This is a genomic window from Bacillus sp. CGMCC 1.16607 (genome assembly GCF_042683745.1).
Classification (GTDB): Bacteria; Bacillota; Bacilli; order Bacillales; family Cytobacillaceae; genus Pseudoneobacillus.
Window position 1 is genome coordinate 219786 of the sequence record NZ_JBHUJX010000018.1, and the last position, 15214, is coordinate 234999.

General features: G+C 35.4%; 12 protein-coding genes. 3 read left to right on the forward strand and 9 right to left on the reverse strand.

Features of this window, described 5'->3' with window-relative positions:
* Nucleotides 1-12: 12 nt before the first annotated feature.
* The 4 genes from ACFSO7_RS11335 to ACFSO7_RS11350 form a co-directional block, all read right to left on the reverse strand.
* Nucleotides 13-675, reverse strand: coding sequence for a GNAT family N-acetyltransferase (locus ACFSO7_RS11335; protein WP_377877405.1), 663 nt, complete (start codon nucleotides 673-675; stop codon nucleotides 13-15).
* 13 nt (nucleotides 676-688) lie between these two features.
* Nucleotides 689-1564, reverse strand: a complete 876-nt coding sequence (locus ACFSO7_RS11340; protein WP_377877406.1) for a carbon-nitrogen hydrolase family protein — start codon at nucleotides 1562-1564, stop codon at nucleotides 689-691.
* Nucleotides 1565-1682: 118 nt separating this feature from the next.
* Nucleotides 1683-2594 carry an alpha/beta fold hydrolase gene (locus tag ACFSO7_RS11345; RefSeq protein ID WP_377877407.1) on the reverse strand — a complete coding sequence of 304 codons (912 nt, stop codon included), beginning with the start codon at nucleotides 2592-2594 and terminating at the stop codon, nucleotides 1683-1685.
* 52 nt (nucleotides 2595-2646) lie between these two features.
* Nucleotides 2647-3102, reverse strand: a complete 456-nt coding sequence (locus ACFSO7_RS11350; protein WP_377877409.1) for a MarR family winged helix-turn-helix transcriptional regulator — start codon at nucleotides 3100-3102, stop codon at nucleotides 2647-2649.
* A 166-nt stretch (nucleotides 3103-3268) separates the two neighbouring features.
* Between ACFSO7_RS11350 and ACFSO7_RS11355 the strand changes: the two genes are divergently transcribed.
* Nucleotides 3269-3838, forward strand: coding sequence for a GNAT family N-acetyltransferase (locus tag ACFSO7_RS11355; RefSeq protein ID WP_377877411.1), 570 nt, complete (start codon nucleotides 3269-3271; stop codon nucleotides 3836-3838).
* Between the two features lie 57 nt (nucleotides 3839-3895).
* Here the strand turns inward: ACFSO7_RS11355 and ACFSO7_RS11360 are convergent, their stop codons facing one another.
* The gene (locus ACFSO7_RS11360; protein ID WP_377877413.1) at nucleotides 3896-4717 is read right to left on the reverse strand and encodes a helix-turn-helix transcriptional regulator; all 822 of its coding nucleotides are present in this window, start codon (nucleotides 4715-4717) and stop codon (nucleotides 3896-3898) included.
* A gap of 128 nt (nucleotides 4718-4845) precedes the next feature.
* Here ACFSO7_RS11360 and ACFSO7_RS11365 point away from each other — a divergent pair, with 128 nt between their 5' ends.
* Nucleotides 4846-5376, forward strand: coding sequence for a type 1 glutamine amidotransferase domain-containing protein (locus ACFSO7_RS11365; RefSeq protein ID WP_377877415.1), 531 nt, complete (start codon nucleotides 4846-4848; stop codon nucleotides 5374-5376).
* A gap of 339 nt (nucleotides 5377-5715) precedes the next feature.
* Nucleotides 5716-6030, forward strand: a complete 315-nt coding sequence (locus ACFSO7_RS11370) for a hypothetical protein (RefSeq protein WP_377877417.1) — start codon at nucleotides 5716-5718, stop codon at nucleotides 6028-6030.
* A 220-nt stretch (nucleotides 6031-6250) separates the two neighbouring features.
* Here ACFSO7_RS11370 and ACFSO7_RS11375 read toward each other — a convergent pair whose 3' ends face one another.
* From ACFSO7_RS11375 to ACFSO7_RS11390, 4 genes are all read right to left on the reverse strand, one after another.
* Nucleotides 6251-9373 carry an MMPL family transporter gene (locus ACFSO7_RS11375; RefSeq protein WP_377877419.1) on the reverse strand — a complete coding sequence of 1041 codons (3123 nt, stop codon included), beginning with the start codon at nucleotides 9371-9373 and terminating at the stop codon, nucleotides 6251-6253.
* A 3-nt stretch (nucleotides 9374-9376) separates the two neighbouring features.
* Entirely contained in the window at nucleotides 9377-9829 is a 453-nt protein-coding gene (locus ACFSO7_RS11380) for a MarR family winged helix-turn-helix transcriptional regulator (RefSeq protein ID WP_377877421.1), read from the reverse strand.
* A 471-nt stretch (nucleotides 9830-10300) separates the two neighbouring features.
* On the reverse strand, nucleotides 10301-11134 hold the full coding sequence (locus ACFSO7_RS11385) for a hypothetical protein (RefSeq protein ID WP_377877423.1): 834 nt from the start codon (nucleotides 11132-11134) through the stop codon (nucleotides 10301-10303).
* A 5-nt stretch (nucleotides 11135-11139) separates the two neighbouring features.
* Nucleotides 11140-15147: an S-layer homology domain-containing protein gene (locus tag ACFSO7_RS11390; RefSeq protein ID WP_377877425.1), complete on the reverse strand. Its 4008-nt coding sequence runs from the start codon at nucleotides 15145-15147 to the stop codon at nucleotides 11140-11142.
* Nucleotides 15148-15214: the final 67 nt, after the last annotated feature.

Below are 15214 nucleotides of genomic sequence, written 5' to 3' on the forward strand. Positions count from 1 at the left end.
TCTCCTTTTCTATCACTTAAATGGATTTTTCCATTCCATTAAGGTTCCATAATTGCAGGATTCTTCATCTTCTAAATAATGAGGCACCACTTTTACCGGTGTTCGGCCGCAACGGAGTAAAAAGGTCAAGACTGGATCCTTTATTTCACCTTTTACAACCGATTTGACGTATTGTTCGGGTGTCATGTCCCGCGATTTTTTCAAATAGCCAGGCATTCTTCCGCCGCCTAGTAATCGATCTAATCCTAAATGCACTACGACTTCATACATGGATTGCATGAGCCATTTGCCTAAACCGAGCTTGCGGTAAGATGGACGAACACTAATATCAACGATATATAAGGTATTGCCTTCAGGGTTATGGTTTCGAATATAACCGTTATCGGTTATTTCTTCCCATGTATGGTCTGGATGATCGGGTTCGTAATTAATGAGTAGCCCCGTAATAGAACCGACAATTTCACCATCAACTTCGATACATAAAGCCCCTTCATTAAAAAGGTGAACATGATTATTTAATTGATCTTCATTCCACCAAAGCTCAGATGGGAACGGTGGCGGAAAGCATTCCTGTTGAATCTGAATTAAGCTTGCAAAGTCCTTTTTGGCATAGTTTCGGATGACGGCTTGAACCGGTTTGTCTTGGTCGAAAACATAGAATTCTTTTCGATACACATTGACCCCACCCTTATATTTTAGTCAATTCCTTTTCCCAATCTGGATATAAATCGCTTCTTCGATCACGCCAGGTTGTGACGGAGCCACTCTCACGAACTTTATATAGAAGTTCCAAGTTAAGGTCTGCGGTGACAATCATGTCTTGATTAATTTCGCCTTCTACCATGATACCTTGTGGAGGAAATGGAATGTCATTCGGCGTGATCACTACAGCCTGACCGAAATTAGCTCTCATAAAATCGACTGTTGGAAGGGAACCTACTGTACCTGTGGTCACAACATACACTTGGTTCTCGATTGCTCTTGCATGACTCGTATATCGAACCCGATGAAATCCGTGACGATCATCTGTACAGGATGGACAGAAAATAACATCGGCTCCTTTCGCTTTTGCCATGCGAACTATTTCAGGAAACTCGATGTCATAACAAGTTAACATTGCGATTGTTCCTTTTTCGGTCTCGAATACCTCAAGCCCATCACCAGCGGACATATTCCATTCATTCACTTCAGTTGGTGTGATGTGAAGCTTCGCTTGCTCTGCCACTCTACCATCTGGATAGAATAAATGGGCAACATTAAAAAGCTTATCACCCTTACGAATCACATGGGTTCCCCCAATAATATGCATCCCTGTTCGTTTCGCTTGCTCTATAAATAATGATCGATATTGTTCAGTAAAATTAGGCAGGTCTTGGATCGTTAAGGATTGTCCATTTTCGTCTCCAATGGACATAAGCTGTGTTGTAAAAAACTCAGGAAACAAAATAAAATCCGCACCATATTCCTCAGCTGTTTTTATATAATGCACCACTTGCTTAGCAAAATCCTCAAAGGAATAAATCGTATGGAGATGGTATTGAACCACAGAAACACGAAACTGCATAAAATTCCCCTCTTTCATTTGGCATCTCCATCTATTATAGCGAAACAAATCCTTTTTTGTACCCTGCTTTTCATTATATTTAGCGCATTAAAGCACTGGGGGACTGACCCCCAATGCTTTAGTGTGTTAAAGTAGTTCTTTTTAAGATGGTGTTCAAGATGTTTTTCCATGTTTCTTCGTCATCCGCCAGGAAGTGTCCTGCACCTGGAATATAGTGTGTCTGACAATTAGGGATGGTCGGAGCTAGTTTTTTCATTTCATCTACAGGTGCCATTATGTCTTCCTCACCATGCCAGACATCAACTGGAATTTGAATATCCTTTAAAGAAAACCCCCAAGGTTTTGTCAGTAAGGCAGGTTCATTGACACATTCATCAACAGAATTTCTAATCGCCTCTCCTAAATGCATCATCAATGATTGTAGTTGCTCTTCAGTTTGCAGAAATTGCCGGTCCCACTCATTTAAATGCTTATTTCCGTCTTTATTCATTTTCATAAACTTTTCTGGTTGGTTTTCAATCAATTTCTTTGTCGACCGATAACTTGCTTTTATAAGCCAAGGAGCTTTTCTTGCTAAGAAAAAGGAGATTTTATTTGCCTTCATCATATTTTTTGGGGCCTTCCCATTAACAAACTGTGTAGCACTTGAAACAATCGCTGCAGTATGAAGTCTGTCAGCAAGTCGATACGCACATGCCGCTGCGAATGCACCTCCACCAGAAACACCGATGACTGAAAACCTTTCAAGCTTTAAATAATCAGCTACTTCCTTCACGTCATCTGCCCAATCTAATAAAGTACGATTCGGTTTTGGGTCCGATATTCCAAACCCAGGACGATCAAGTGAAATGAGCCGTATTCCTAAAGATTTAGATATCTCATCATCATCCAAAAACATCAGTCTCGAACCAGGTGTACCATGAAAAAATAGGACTGGAGTACCCTCTTTATCACCATACTCAATATATCCTATTTTTCTACCATCCGTTAATGGAACCGTTAAGTCTTTCAGTTTGTATCTCCACCTCATTTAATTTGATTTAATAATTAAGTTTACTTAACTATTAACTAAAAAAATTTCTTTAATCGATGTTTTGTGTCTCTACCGCAATTTTGTATAGTTTTTCATGAATATCTAATAGTTTCTCTATATCTTCCTTCGACAGCTTAGCATAATACTTTTCAATTAGATGCAATTGATTTTCTTCAACAAGTTGGTTATACTCTTGCCCCTTTATACCGATATGAACAATAATTTCACGTCTATTTTCAGGGTTAATTTCTCTTTTTACATACCCTTGCTTTTCAAGTTTAGATACTAGTTGACTGGCCGCGCTTGCTGTAACTGAAAAATATTGGGAGATTTCATTTACGGTGCGAGGACGGACCCTGAGCAGTTCTAAGATCACCTTTTGTTTCGTTGATAACTCTGCAAATTCATTCGTAAACAGCTTTTTATAATCCTCTAAAAAGAGGGAACTTAATGCATTAGAGTAATCTACAATTTTCCGACAAATCATCGCTAAATCTTGTTCCAACTTTAACCACCTCTTATTTTTATTATAAACAACCATTAATAGTTAAGTAAAGTTAAATATTAAATAAAATTAAATATTTTTATTGTTTTGGATATCAACTTATTTTATATAAAAAAAGAACTTCCTAAATTAGGAAGACCTATTTTAATATGAAATGAGGAATAAAATGTTTATAAATGCAAAAATAGAGACCGACCGACTGATTATTAGACCCTATCAACTTGATGATGTTGATGCTCTGTATGAGGTTGTTTCAGAGCCTAATTTCTATAAGTACGTACCTGAGGAAATTCCAACAAGAGAAGGTGTAAAGAGGATAATTGAATGGTCGATCAACTGTAATTCGAAGAACAATCCTGAAAAAATCTATAAATTTAACCTTGTCATTTTCTCTAAAGAAGATAATCAATTAATTGGATATTGCGGACTTGGCCCCTATGATTTAAATTCTAGTAAAATTGAATTATATTATGGAATTTCTGAAAAATATCGTGTCAAGGGGTTAGCTAAGGAAACTGCTATTTCCGTTTCTGATTACAGATTCCGTATTATTGGATTAAATGAAATCGTTACAACCGTTCATCCTGATAATACTCCCTCCTTAAAGATACTAGAAAAAATAAGATTTACATCTACTTCAACCTTAAAAAATATGTCTAAAGAAGATGAATACTTTGAAGGATATGATTATTATCTATTAACAAAAGAAAAATTTGAACAGCATATATTAGTATAAAAGGTAGTTAGGGGAATGATATTTTAATATCCCCCAAAACTACCTTATTCATTTCTATTATATTTTCTTTCTATATGTTTTTGGATTTACATTGAATCGTTTCTTAAATACTCTTTCAAAGGTACTAAAGCTTCCAAAGCCTGCATCCATAGCAATTGAAGTGATGGATAATTTTGTTTCCATTAATAATCTCTTAGTATAATCAAGTCTAATATTTAGTAAGTATTGATGTGGTGTAAAACCAGTAACTTGTTTGAAAGATTTAATAAGATATGATTTACTAACATTTGAAGCTTTAACCAGTTCTTCAAGTGATATAGAATGCCTAAAATTTTCATGCATAAAATCTAATGCTAGATTTATGGATGGACATTTTAATTTATATCTAGGATTAAGCCAATTTTCACTGTGGGTACCATTTTGTATAGATAGTAAATTTACAACAATATCCCATTGATACTCTTCCAGTAAAGTTACATCAAATGGGTTATGCATCATAGCTTTCGTCATTTCCTCAACACTTGTCATTAAACTAGAGTTACATCCAACATTCCACATTTCAAATTCAATCGTTTTATTTGTAGATTCTGTAACTTCATTAAATACATTTAGCAGATACTCCTCTTCAATATTCACTATATACATATGTCCTTCAGAATGATTCGTAAATTTCCTATGCACTTCTCCAGGTCCTATAACAATTCTATTTTCTGGGTTCATCATTCTTTGGTCAGTTCTATGCCCCAAAAAAATATTTTGATCTAAAGGTAAACAAACCTGGTAATATTTATCGTGCTTATGAAAATCACAAGGGTTATCTTTATTGACCTGATACAACGATACTGAAAGATTTGAAAGCTTAAATGAATAGATATTCATTGGATATCGGCTCCTAATATCTCAAAAATTAGTCATTAGAAAGAGAATTTTTACTTAGTATTCATTTTTAATAATTGGTAATATTTTCATTGTAATACAATCTATTATAAAAAGGAGAAGAATATAAAATGAAATTACAAGGAAAAAGAATTGCGATATTAGTAGAAAAATTCTATCATGAAATTGAATTTTTTGTGCCTTATTATCGCCTGTTAGAAGAAGGAGCAATAATTGATATTATTGGAATTAATGAAAAGAAAACATATAAGGGGAAAATTGGAGAATTAATTGTAAATGTAGATAAGGATATTTCAGAAATTTCCTCATCTGATTACGATGGAGTGATCATCCCAGGAGGTTATTCACCTGAATATTTAAGAGTTAGCGACAAAATTATTCAATTCATCCAAAATATAAATAGTGAAAACAAGTTGGTTGCCGCCATCTGCCACGGGGGATGGGTCATTTCCTCTTCTAAAATTATAAAAGATAGAATGGTAACTTGTCATCCATATATAAGACATGATCTTATAAATGCAGGTGGTATTTATATAGATGAGAATGTAGTGATAGATAATAATTTGATTACTTCACGTCTTCCCAATGATTTACCTTTTTTCAACAGAGAAATAATTAAGTATTTATTGAAACAAAATTAAACAAAAACCGATGAAAAATCTAAGTAGTTCAGTTTTTGTAGAGAAACAGTCAAAATAGCATAGTAAATAAAAGACCAATTCACAATACGATTTGGTCTTATGCAAATTTCAATCCAAAGTATGCTCAATACGCATTGACTATTTTAAGAACATTCTACAACTTTTGCGAAACTTATAAATCAGCTGATGGGAAGGAACTCACTCCTGCACAAAGATTGGGTTTAACTGATAAAGTCTTTGATTTGAAATATCTTATTTATCTTAGATAGTTCGTTATTTTCAATGTAAAATATTGTATAGAATTAATTAGATAAGAAATGTGTCAGGGGGGAATGTAGAATGATAGTTGATGATTTTAGACCGATTTTGATTTCGTTTATTGTACTTTTAATGATTTTTTTGTTAGCTTCCATATTTTATAAAGGGAAACACAAATTAATAATTAGAGCATTTATGGTTATTGTGTCCTTGATTTGTACAATATTATCTGCAAAGTATATGTGGGATATAGGGATTATCGCAGATGAAAAAGGTATAGGTGGAGACCCTGTATCATTTTTTATGTTTTTATTCATCGTAGGATTATCAATACTTAATTTTATTATTGTTTCATTTAGAAATAGACCCTCCTTAAAAGAAGACATCATTAAATGACAATCAAAAAGACGCTGAAAAACGCTTGGAGATTTCTCCAAGCGTTTTTATGTGCTAAATTAACTGTTAATCATAATGCTAATTCTACTGTTTTTTGAGATGAAAAAATTACTGTGTATAATCCTATTTTATAACGCAGCATCATGAATCTGAAACATCATTCTATAATGATTAGCATAAAAAGGCATTAACAACCAATTCTTTTGTATTTCCATATTTATTATGCTCTCTTAAACGGCCACCAGTTTGCGTTTCCGAAGTTTTTAACCATTACTGGAATAAACAATGGAAGTACGATAAACGCGTATAGGAGTAAGCCAACTAAAACTATGGACGCGATTTGTAGTAAAGATAGCATTCCAGATGGCATCATCGCAGCGAATGTTCCACCTAAAATGATGGCTGCTGATATGATAACCGTACCCATCTTCTTCATCGCCATATGCATAGCCTCTGATACGGAAAGATCCTTATATTCATTAAATCGATCCATTAAGAAAATGCTATAGTCAACGCCGAGGGCAACGAGAATAACAAATCCAAAGAATGGAACAGCCCAGCTAATACCCGTGTAATCGAAGATATTAGTATAAATTACCTCATTAATCGCCATCGATGTAAAGAAAGTTAGGATGAGCGATCCAATAACATAAGCTGGCATAATAATTGAACGGAATAAGAAAACTAGAATAATAGAAATGCCAAGTAGCATAAGAACAACCGTGCGTGAATAATCTTCACCAGACACCTTTTTTAAGTCCGCATTCACACTAGTGATTCCACCAATCGCTACGTCAGCGTTCTCTAATTTCGTATCTTTTGTCGCTCTTTTTACCGCTTCTTTTATTTCCTTTACTTGATTAATCGCTTCATTGGAATACGGATTAGCTTTAAAAATAACATCCATTGTCATCACTTTACGATCGTCTGACAAGTAAGTATTTAATACTTGATCGAATTCTTCATTTTCTAATACTTCTTTAGGTAAATAGAAGCCATCCATTTCTGTTGAATTTGTCAATCCAGATAAATAATCTTGGGCTGAGCCTAACCCTTCAGAAACTTTATTTAACCCTTCCGCACTTTGACCAAGACCTTCGGTTAATTGATTGATTTGTCCGCCCAAATCTCCAAACCCTGAAAGAAGTTTCTTTTGTCCATCACTGATTCCTGCTAAACCATCTGTTAACTTCGGCATGTTTGAAACAATTTGTCCTTGACCATTTGCTAACTGATCTAACCCAGCTTGTTGCTTCTCAATTCCAGTGATTAATTGTTCAAGACCTGTAATTAACGCTTGCTGTCCACCTATCGCATTCTTAAATCCAGTGTTAGCCGCACCAACACCATCTGTAATTTGAGTTAAACCTGAATTTAATTGGCTTAGCCCTGCTGATAATGGAGCCATTTGCTGCTGAGCAACCTGGACAGTTCCTTTGATTTTTTGATACTGACCATCCGCAGATAATCCTTGATGATTTTTTTCTAAATTGGCGAAATCTTCCCCTTTAACTTGGGCTAATGCGTTCGATAAAGAAGTGATGCCATTGCCAATTTCTTTGTATTTAACGTTAAGATTATTTAGATTTCCACCAATATCTTCGTAGCCTTTAAGAATCTTGTTATAGCCAGCCAACAATTCCTCTGCGCCAGCTTTTGTTTTGGCTAAGCCTTTTTTCAGTTCATCAGAACCAGCGGAGCCTTGTCGGATTCCGTTTTCAATTTTTGCTAAATTTGTTTGAACCTCAGTTAAACCTGATTTAATTTGATTTGTACCTGTAATTAGATCATTAATCCCTTTGGTTGCTCCTTGTAATTCTGGGGCTGATTTCGATAATTCACTTCCCGCTTGATTTAAGCCTTCACTAATTTTATCAAGCCCTTCTTTTCCTTGACCGAGTCCTTCTTCAAGGCTTTGTGCTTGCTTCGAAACGAAGAAGTCTTCAATCGGTACTCCTGTTGGTCTTGTTACAGAACGAACCGTATCAACCAAATCAACCTTTTCTAATTCTTGGCTAATCTTCTCTGCCAAGCCTAAATATTCTGCTGAATCCATTTTTTCATCATTTTTCAAAATAATCTTCGTCGGCATGGATTCCCCAGGACCGAAGCTATCTGAAATTGCATTAAAAGCCTTAATGGAATTAACGTCACCACTGATTTCTTCTAACGAGTTGAATGAAATATCTCCATCATACGTAACAAGAAACGGTACACATATAACTGCAACGACTACTAAGGCAAGTAATGGACGTGCAAGTGAAAATTTCCCCACTGCTCCCCATAGCTTACTATCTCCGTGCTCTGCCTTCGCTTTTGAAGGCCAAAATATTTTTTGACCTAAAATAGCCATAAAGAAAGGAACAATCGTGAATAGAGCAATAAGTAAAAGCGCAACCCCAATCGCTACGGCTGCTGCGGATTGGTATAAAATAAATTTAGAAAAACCGATGGCCGCAAAACCGATCATCACGGCAACTCCGCTAAAAAATACTGTCCGACCAGCATTTCGGTATGTCTTAACAATCGCTTCTGTTACATTTTCACTGTGCGGCAATTCTTCTTTAAAACGGCTAAGTAATAAAATACAGTAATCCGTCCCAATCCCGAATAGAACGGCAACTAAAAATATTTGTGTGTAGTTTGAAATAGGAAAATCAAATTTATCAACTAGCATCGATACAATTGATTGTGATGCTAAGTAGGAGAAACCAACCGTTAATAAAGGAATGATTGGCGCAATCACTGATCGGAAGACAAGAAATAATACCGCTAAAATAAAGACAACCGTAATACCTTCCGTTTTCTTCAATCCTTCTTCGGAGCTTTTCATTAAATCTTCGTTAATTAACCATCCACTTGTATAATAGTGGTCAACTTCCACATGATCGATCGCCTTATATAAGGCTTCTCCTAGGTCAGCTGGCTCTTTGCCTTCCATGTTAATGCTTACAGATGCTAAGATGGACTTTCCATCTTTAGAGACCAACTGATCTTTCAAGCTTTTCTCATTAAAATGGGTAAGGATTTCGGTAATCCCAAGCTCCTCTTTCTTTTTCTCAAGCAGACGAATCGCCTTTTCCGCTTCCTTTATTTCATCTGCGGAAAGTTTTTTCTTATCATGGAAGACAAGGGCAACTTGAGTTGTATCCCCTGTTCCCTCTTTTTTTTGGACGTCACTCATAATTTTCTCCGCTAATGTGGATGAGTAACCTTCTGGAACTTTAATTTCTCCCTTTTCACGTACAAGGTCTGCCATATTCGGTGCAACCATGAATAGGCCTACTACCACTGCAATCCAAGCAATGATGACGAGCCATTTATTTTTTACAATCCATTTCACGAGCTATTCCTCCACCTTATAATCAATTAATACTTGGTTAAGCTTTTCAAAGGTTTCAATAAATTGTTTAATTTCCGATTGATCAAATTTCGTAATAAGTGATTCCACTAAATGATGAATCCGTTGCTCAGATTTTAAATACAATTCATTCCCTTTATCAGTTAAGGTCAAATACACTACTCTACGGTCTTTCTCATCACGGGTTCTTTGAATGAGTCCTTTCTCCCATAAGCGTTGAATAATGGCGGTGATGGCACTTTTTTGAACATCAAATACTTCTGCTAATTCGGAAGACGTACAGGTTCCAACTTGATTCATATATCTTAGTGTGAAATGCTGGTCATTCGTAAGATCACTGCCAATTTGCTCTTTTACAAGCGATCCTGCCTTTTTCTCAACGGAGAATGAAACCGCAATATATCGGTCAACTAAATCTTTAATATTTTCAGTAGACATTTTTATATATTCACCTCACTCGTGTATTATTCTACTATTTAATTGTTCAACTGTTTAACTATTTATGTATTTAACTATAATAAATATGTTGGAAATAAGTCAATGGTTTTAATAATGGCGATAAATATTTTTCGAAAAAAAAAGAAGGAGATTTGGTTAAGTAGGCGTCAAGATAATAAATTTGAAGAAGGTCGTCCAAAGAAAAATAGACTAAGTTACGATTCAGCAAGTCATTCGCTATTATCACAAACGAATTAAGGCATAATTAAAAGGCATGAGTCCAGTTTTAATACTGAACTCATACCCAGGTAGCTGCAAAATTTTCTGTGTCTAACTATTTGGCTTCAGAACATTTGCTTGATAAGTTGTTGGATCAATCCTTTTTCATCTATGACGTTTTTTCAAAATATTTGTGCCACACTTTCAGTACTATTTCTTTAGTGTTTTATTTAGGAGAATTCTAATCAAACGCTATAATGCTAATTCATACACTTTTAATTCTTTATAATCAACTTTGTAATCTAAAGTTCTTTTATGAAGAATTTTTAGCAAAGGTTTATTGTCTCCATGAACCGTAAATGTAACATACTTAATGTCGGATTCCTCACACTGGATTTTCAATGATTTACCAAAAAGAGAGATACTTCTGCCCAAATTCCAGTATTCCTTTTTTACAAATAAATTATCATACATGAGCATATTGCTGCCCGCTATAGTAGTTACACACCATCCAATAATATTCCCTTTAAATCTCATGACAAGACTATTTTTACCCATAGAGTTATATTGAAACGGATAAAATCTTTCAGGATACCAAATATTTTTACCTCGTTCTATTTCTTCCTCTTCTTGATTCGTGACAGATTGGATGCTATCAATTGTGAAATCCTCAGTTAAATGGTTTATTAATAACCAATGATCTTTGTTCATATTTTGGCCATCAAAAATGAAGATATTTTGATGGTTTTTTAGAATCCAATTGGAAGAAATGAGATGATTTTCTAGAACACTTGTTTTTCCAATGGTAGTAAAATGGTTTTGAGAAACAGTTAAGTAAATAGTACTTAACTGTTTCACTTTAGCTATTTTCACAACCTCTATAAAAAGAGTGCTATAAATTTGATCGTTATCGATATCGTTATCCTGATCCGATATTTTGATATCGCTGATTTCTGCTTCTTCCTTGCTAATAATTGAAAGAACACATTTGCCTATGATTTCATTGGATTCTATCATTTCGATAAGAATAATATCTTTACTACCTAATAATGTTTGATGAAAAATTATTTGGTTGTGATCCTTCATAATCTTCAATCCATTTCATTATTGATAGGTGTTATTGTTTGGTTTGCAAGTTTATTACCTGATAAATCTGTTATATCTGATGAACTTCGGATATATTCCACTCTAGTCACACTATCTTTTTCTTCATAGGAAATAGTAATATATTCATCATTTACATCAGTATCAATGATGCCATCAGTTCTATCAGTTGAAAAACCAGTAACAGTTCCATAATCAGTTCCTTGACTATTTCTTGAACCATAAATTTTGAAAGCACTTATACTGTTGTCAACAGTACTATCATTGATATTTTCAGAAAATTTAATTTGTACTCTGTCATATTTTCCATTTTGATTTTTTATAATTTTAGCTTCAACAATTGTTGGTGGTGTTGTATCCTCGATGACCTCTGGAATTCCATTAATGTCAATAGATTTTGGATTTGAATACACTGTTTCAGACACAAATTCTTTCTGAGGCTTCGCTTTGTTACCAGCAACATCCACTAAGGAAATATCATTTCCAATAGAGCTCATCGTAATTGTTGTACCATGGGATAGATTTGCTGCTGTTGCCGCTCCTAATGTAACAGTTACTACATTTCCAGTAATCAAGAAACTATCACTATTGTCAAAAGCAAAATCAGCTGTTTTATTTAGTGTAAAATCATTCACTAGAACCGCAAGATCAGTACCAGTAATAAGATTCACATTTTCTGAGAATATAATATTTATTTTATCTCCTGCATCCATTCCATTAGCGTTTACGTCAATGAAGTCAGAACTAATAATGACTGGTGCAGCCTGATCTTTTGCTTGAATATTGATTCCTGTAATCTCCACTCCGTTAACATCTCTAATTACTGAATTTGGATTTTGAATAACCATTGGAGTGAAGTCAGTGCCATTTGTTGGAGTCACCAAAATTGTAATATATTTGTTTTCACCTTGTGTATACAATGGATTGGGAGTGACACCATCACTAAGCTTAGGTGTTCTTCCATTTTTATCTGTCACTTTTATGGAATCTATAGTAAAACCATTTACCATAAATGTATCGTTCGCTACTGTCGTTGGATCAATGTTTGCTGAAAACTTTAGACGAATCGTTTCAACTTTTCCGTCTTGTGAGCTAACTCCATCCTTACCGTCTAGCATGACCGCTTCTAACAATTGGTTATTGACTGTTGTCACCGCATTTACTTGTCCAACCTTTTTTGCTAGTTTACTTGTTGTTGTTCGTTCTACAACTACGACCACCTTATCATTAGCAACTGAAATTTTCCCATCTGCTGGTAGTAGTGTCCAATCAGACACATCATTGTTTTGTATTGGTTTACCTGCATTGGCTTCAGTCTCATTATCAAAAATTTTATAGGCAAATTCATTTCCAGAGTCCAGAGTACCTGCTGCAATGATTGTTTTATCGTTACTTAAAGGATCATCCACTGCTGTGACAGTTAAGTTTTCAATCACCTCAATAGTTTGTGGAATGCCAATTCTAGTTCTAAAACTTTCAGCATATTGTGTCCCATTGTCTGAGATTTTTACGATTGCTACGTCAATTTCTGTCAATCCGTTGGCAAAACCATTGCTAACCCCGACCGTAATTTCTCCTAGTGCTCCATTTGGAACTATATTGTCAGACAGTTGCTTTCCAGTTGTATCGTAAACAGATATCATATATTCAGAATTAGGTAATGGTACTTTCACAGTAACGGTGTCAATTCCAGTAGGGTTGTCAGTAACTGTAATATCACTAATTTCTGGAGCATCAGGGAAAGTGGTTGGTACGCCTTTTTCCTCTCGATCGCTCTCTGATTTTCCAGTTTCTGTGATTGTTACATAGACCTTGTCAAGATCTTGTTCGAATCCATTAATAATTTGTACTAGAGCATATCCTGCTTGAGTTGTTATAAAACTTCCAATTACATTCCCGTTTGTACTTGCATCATACACCTTGACTGTCGCATCTGCAGGAACATTAGAAACTTGAACCAGATCAGGGCCAGCTGTCTCAAAATTAACCAATCTAATTTCCGATGCTTGTGGTGCTTGTGATTGAACTGGATTCGCTGCTTGTATCGTCACCAATGTTGATGGGCTAGCAGGTGTACTTCCATTCGCCGCAATGCGTACTTCATAGACTCCTGCTACTAAACTGGTTATTTCGGTTGATGATGCAGGGACATTTATCCATGTTGTAGCTGTTACTAATTTATATTGATAGGTTTTAGTTGAATCCAATCCTGTAATTTTCCCATTATTTATAATGGACGAAGTTGGTGGCATCCCTTGTAGACCTGTTGGTGCAGTTGGAGCTGAAGGAGTCCAAGTTCCACCATCACTTGATCCTCCACCTGTGTTGTTGGATGGAGGTATAGGCGTTGTGTCTGGGTTCTTTGTTCCACCAATTTGTTCCACATTTGTTTTTACAGAATCGTAGTTTCCAATAATATCAGAAGGTTTTGATCCTGATGGAACGACTAGGTTGCCTACTTTTGTTTCTGTTCCCAGCGTTACTTTTGCTTCTTTATTAACTGTTTCTAATGTTCCTACTTTTCCTTGCGTTTGCAGAGCTACATTTGCGTTTGTTGAAACGGTTAGATTAGCAATATCACCTTTACCAGATAATTTTACTTCGCCAGTAGCCTTTACTTGTAGAGCCGTTACCTTTGAGTTAATGGCAATGTCTTTCGCTCCTTCTGCAATGACAACTTTAGGAATCGTCACCGAAGAATCTGCAGTTAATGTTGCATTACTAGTAAAAACGATTTCTCCTACTGATGACGTTCCTTGTGTTTTCGATAGGAAAATAACATCTGCATTTTTATCAACACCCACATCACCTAATTGGAATTCGCTAAATACCACTCTTCCTCTAGTTGCAGTTTCATTTGCTGCTAATTGGAAGCTCTTAGTGGCTGCAACTTTGTATTCTAGAGAATTATAGCCTTGATTTGTTTGATTGACTACTTGCAAGGAATCATCAATTGTCGTTTTTCCTTCTACTCTTGTGAATTCTGAGAAGAGTGAGTTTTCAACACCTTTTCCAATATGTAAATCGCCTTTAATCGTCACATTTTTCATAACGACATAGTCGCCATTCACTGTGATATTCGCGTCAACTGTTGCCCCTTTTCCATCGAAAACAACATGATTCGCATATGGATTAGACGTATCTGTACTTTTTGAACCCTTTGCAATTAGCTCAACCCATTGTATTTTTTCAATTTTATTCTCTTGTGCCGTTAGTTTAATTGTAGCTCCGTTCAAAGCTGCTAGATTACTAGGGTTGATCCATTTCTTTTGTTCATCTGAAAGTGTGTATGTTCCGTCAGATGTAACAAGTGTTTCATTCGTAATATTTGAAATCGTCTCATATACTTGAACAGGGCCTACTTTGTTCTCACTGCGATAGACGAAAGCGGCTATTTGCCCGCGTGTCACATTTTTATTAGGTGAGAATGTTGTAGGAGTAGTTCCAGATGTAATTTCATTTCCAACTAATGCACCAACATAATTCGCAAACCAATCACCGTGTTTAACATCTGTAAATGGCAGTTGCTTTGAATCATCAGTTTGTAAATGATAGGCTAAGGAAATAATCTTCGCCATTTGGGCACGAGTTAATGGGTCATTCGGTTTGAATTCATCGCCATAGCCTGCAATGATTCCTTTATTTGCTAATGCAGAAATATATTGATAGGACCAGTTTTCTTTGGGTACATCTTTAAATCCTGGGTCTTTTATAATTGTCATATCTAAATCTAATGCTAGAGCAAGGATTTTTGCTGCTTGAGCCCGAGTAATGATTTCATTAGGACGGAATGTGCCATCACCAAAGCCATTAATGATATTGCGTGCATGTAAACTATTAATTGCTTCGAAAAAGTATTCATTTGAAGGTACATCCTTGAAATTAGTTGCTGCAGCGTTAGCATTTGGAGCAAACGACACAATCGCACTTGTTGCAACAGAAGCTGTAATGGCAGATGCCATGATTTTGTTCATTTTTCGATTCTTTTTTTGCATAATATTTCCCTCTTTCTTTTAAGTTATGAGTAAATTCCCCATAAAAAATATAGTAACTTGAAATGCA

Excerpts from the sequence above, each read along its gene's own strand:
- ACFSO7_RS11340 (WP_377877406.1), bottom strand. The coding sequence starts at position 1,564 with ATGCAGTTTCGTGTTTCTGTGGTTCAATACCATCTCCATACGATTTAT.
- ACFSO7_RS11345 (WP_377877407.1), bottom strand. The coding sequence starts at position 2,594 with ATGAGGTGGAGATACAAACTGAAAGACTTAACGGTTCCATTAACGGAT.
- ACFSO7_RS11355 (WP_377877411.1), top strand. The coding sequence starts at position 3,269 with ATGTTTATAAATGCAAAAATAGAGACCGACCGACTGATTATTAGACCC.
- ACFSO7_RS11360 (WP_377877413.1), bottom strand. The coding sequence starts at position 4,717 with ATGAATATCTATTCATTTAAGCTTTCAAATCTTTCAGTATCGTTGTAT.
- ACFSO7_RS11365 (WP_377877415.1), top strand. The coding sequence starts at position 4,846 with ATGAAATTACAAGGAAAAAGAATTGCGATATTAGTAGAAAAATTCTAT.
- ACFSO7_RS11370 (WP_377877417.1), top strand. The coding sequence starts at position 5,716 with ATGATAGTTGATGATTTTAGACCGATTTTGATTTCGTTTATTGTACTT.
- ACFSO7_RS11380 (WP_377877421.1), bottom strand. The coding sequence starts at position 9,829 with ATGTCTACTGAAAATATTAAAGATTTAGTTGACCGATATATTGCGGTT.
- ACFSO7_RS11385 (WP_377877423.1), bottom strand. The coding sequence starts at position 11,134 with ATGAAGGATCACAACCAAATAATTTTTCATCAAACATTATTAGGTAGT.
- ACFSO7_RS11390 (WP_377877425.1), bottom strand. The coding sequence starts at position 15,147 with ATGCAAAAAAAGAATCGAAAAATGAACAAAATCATGGCATCTGCCATT.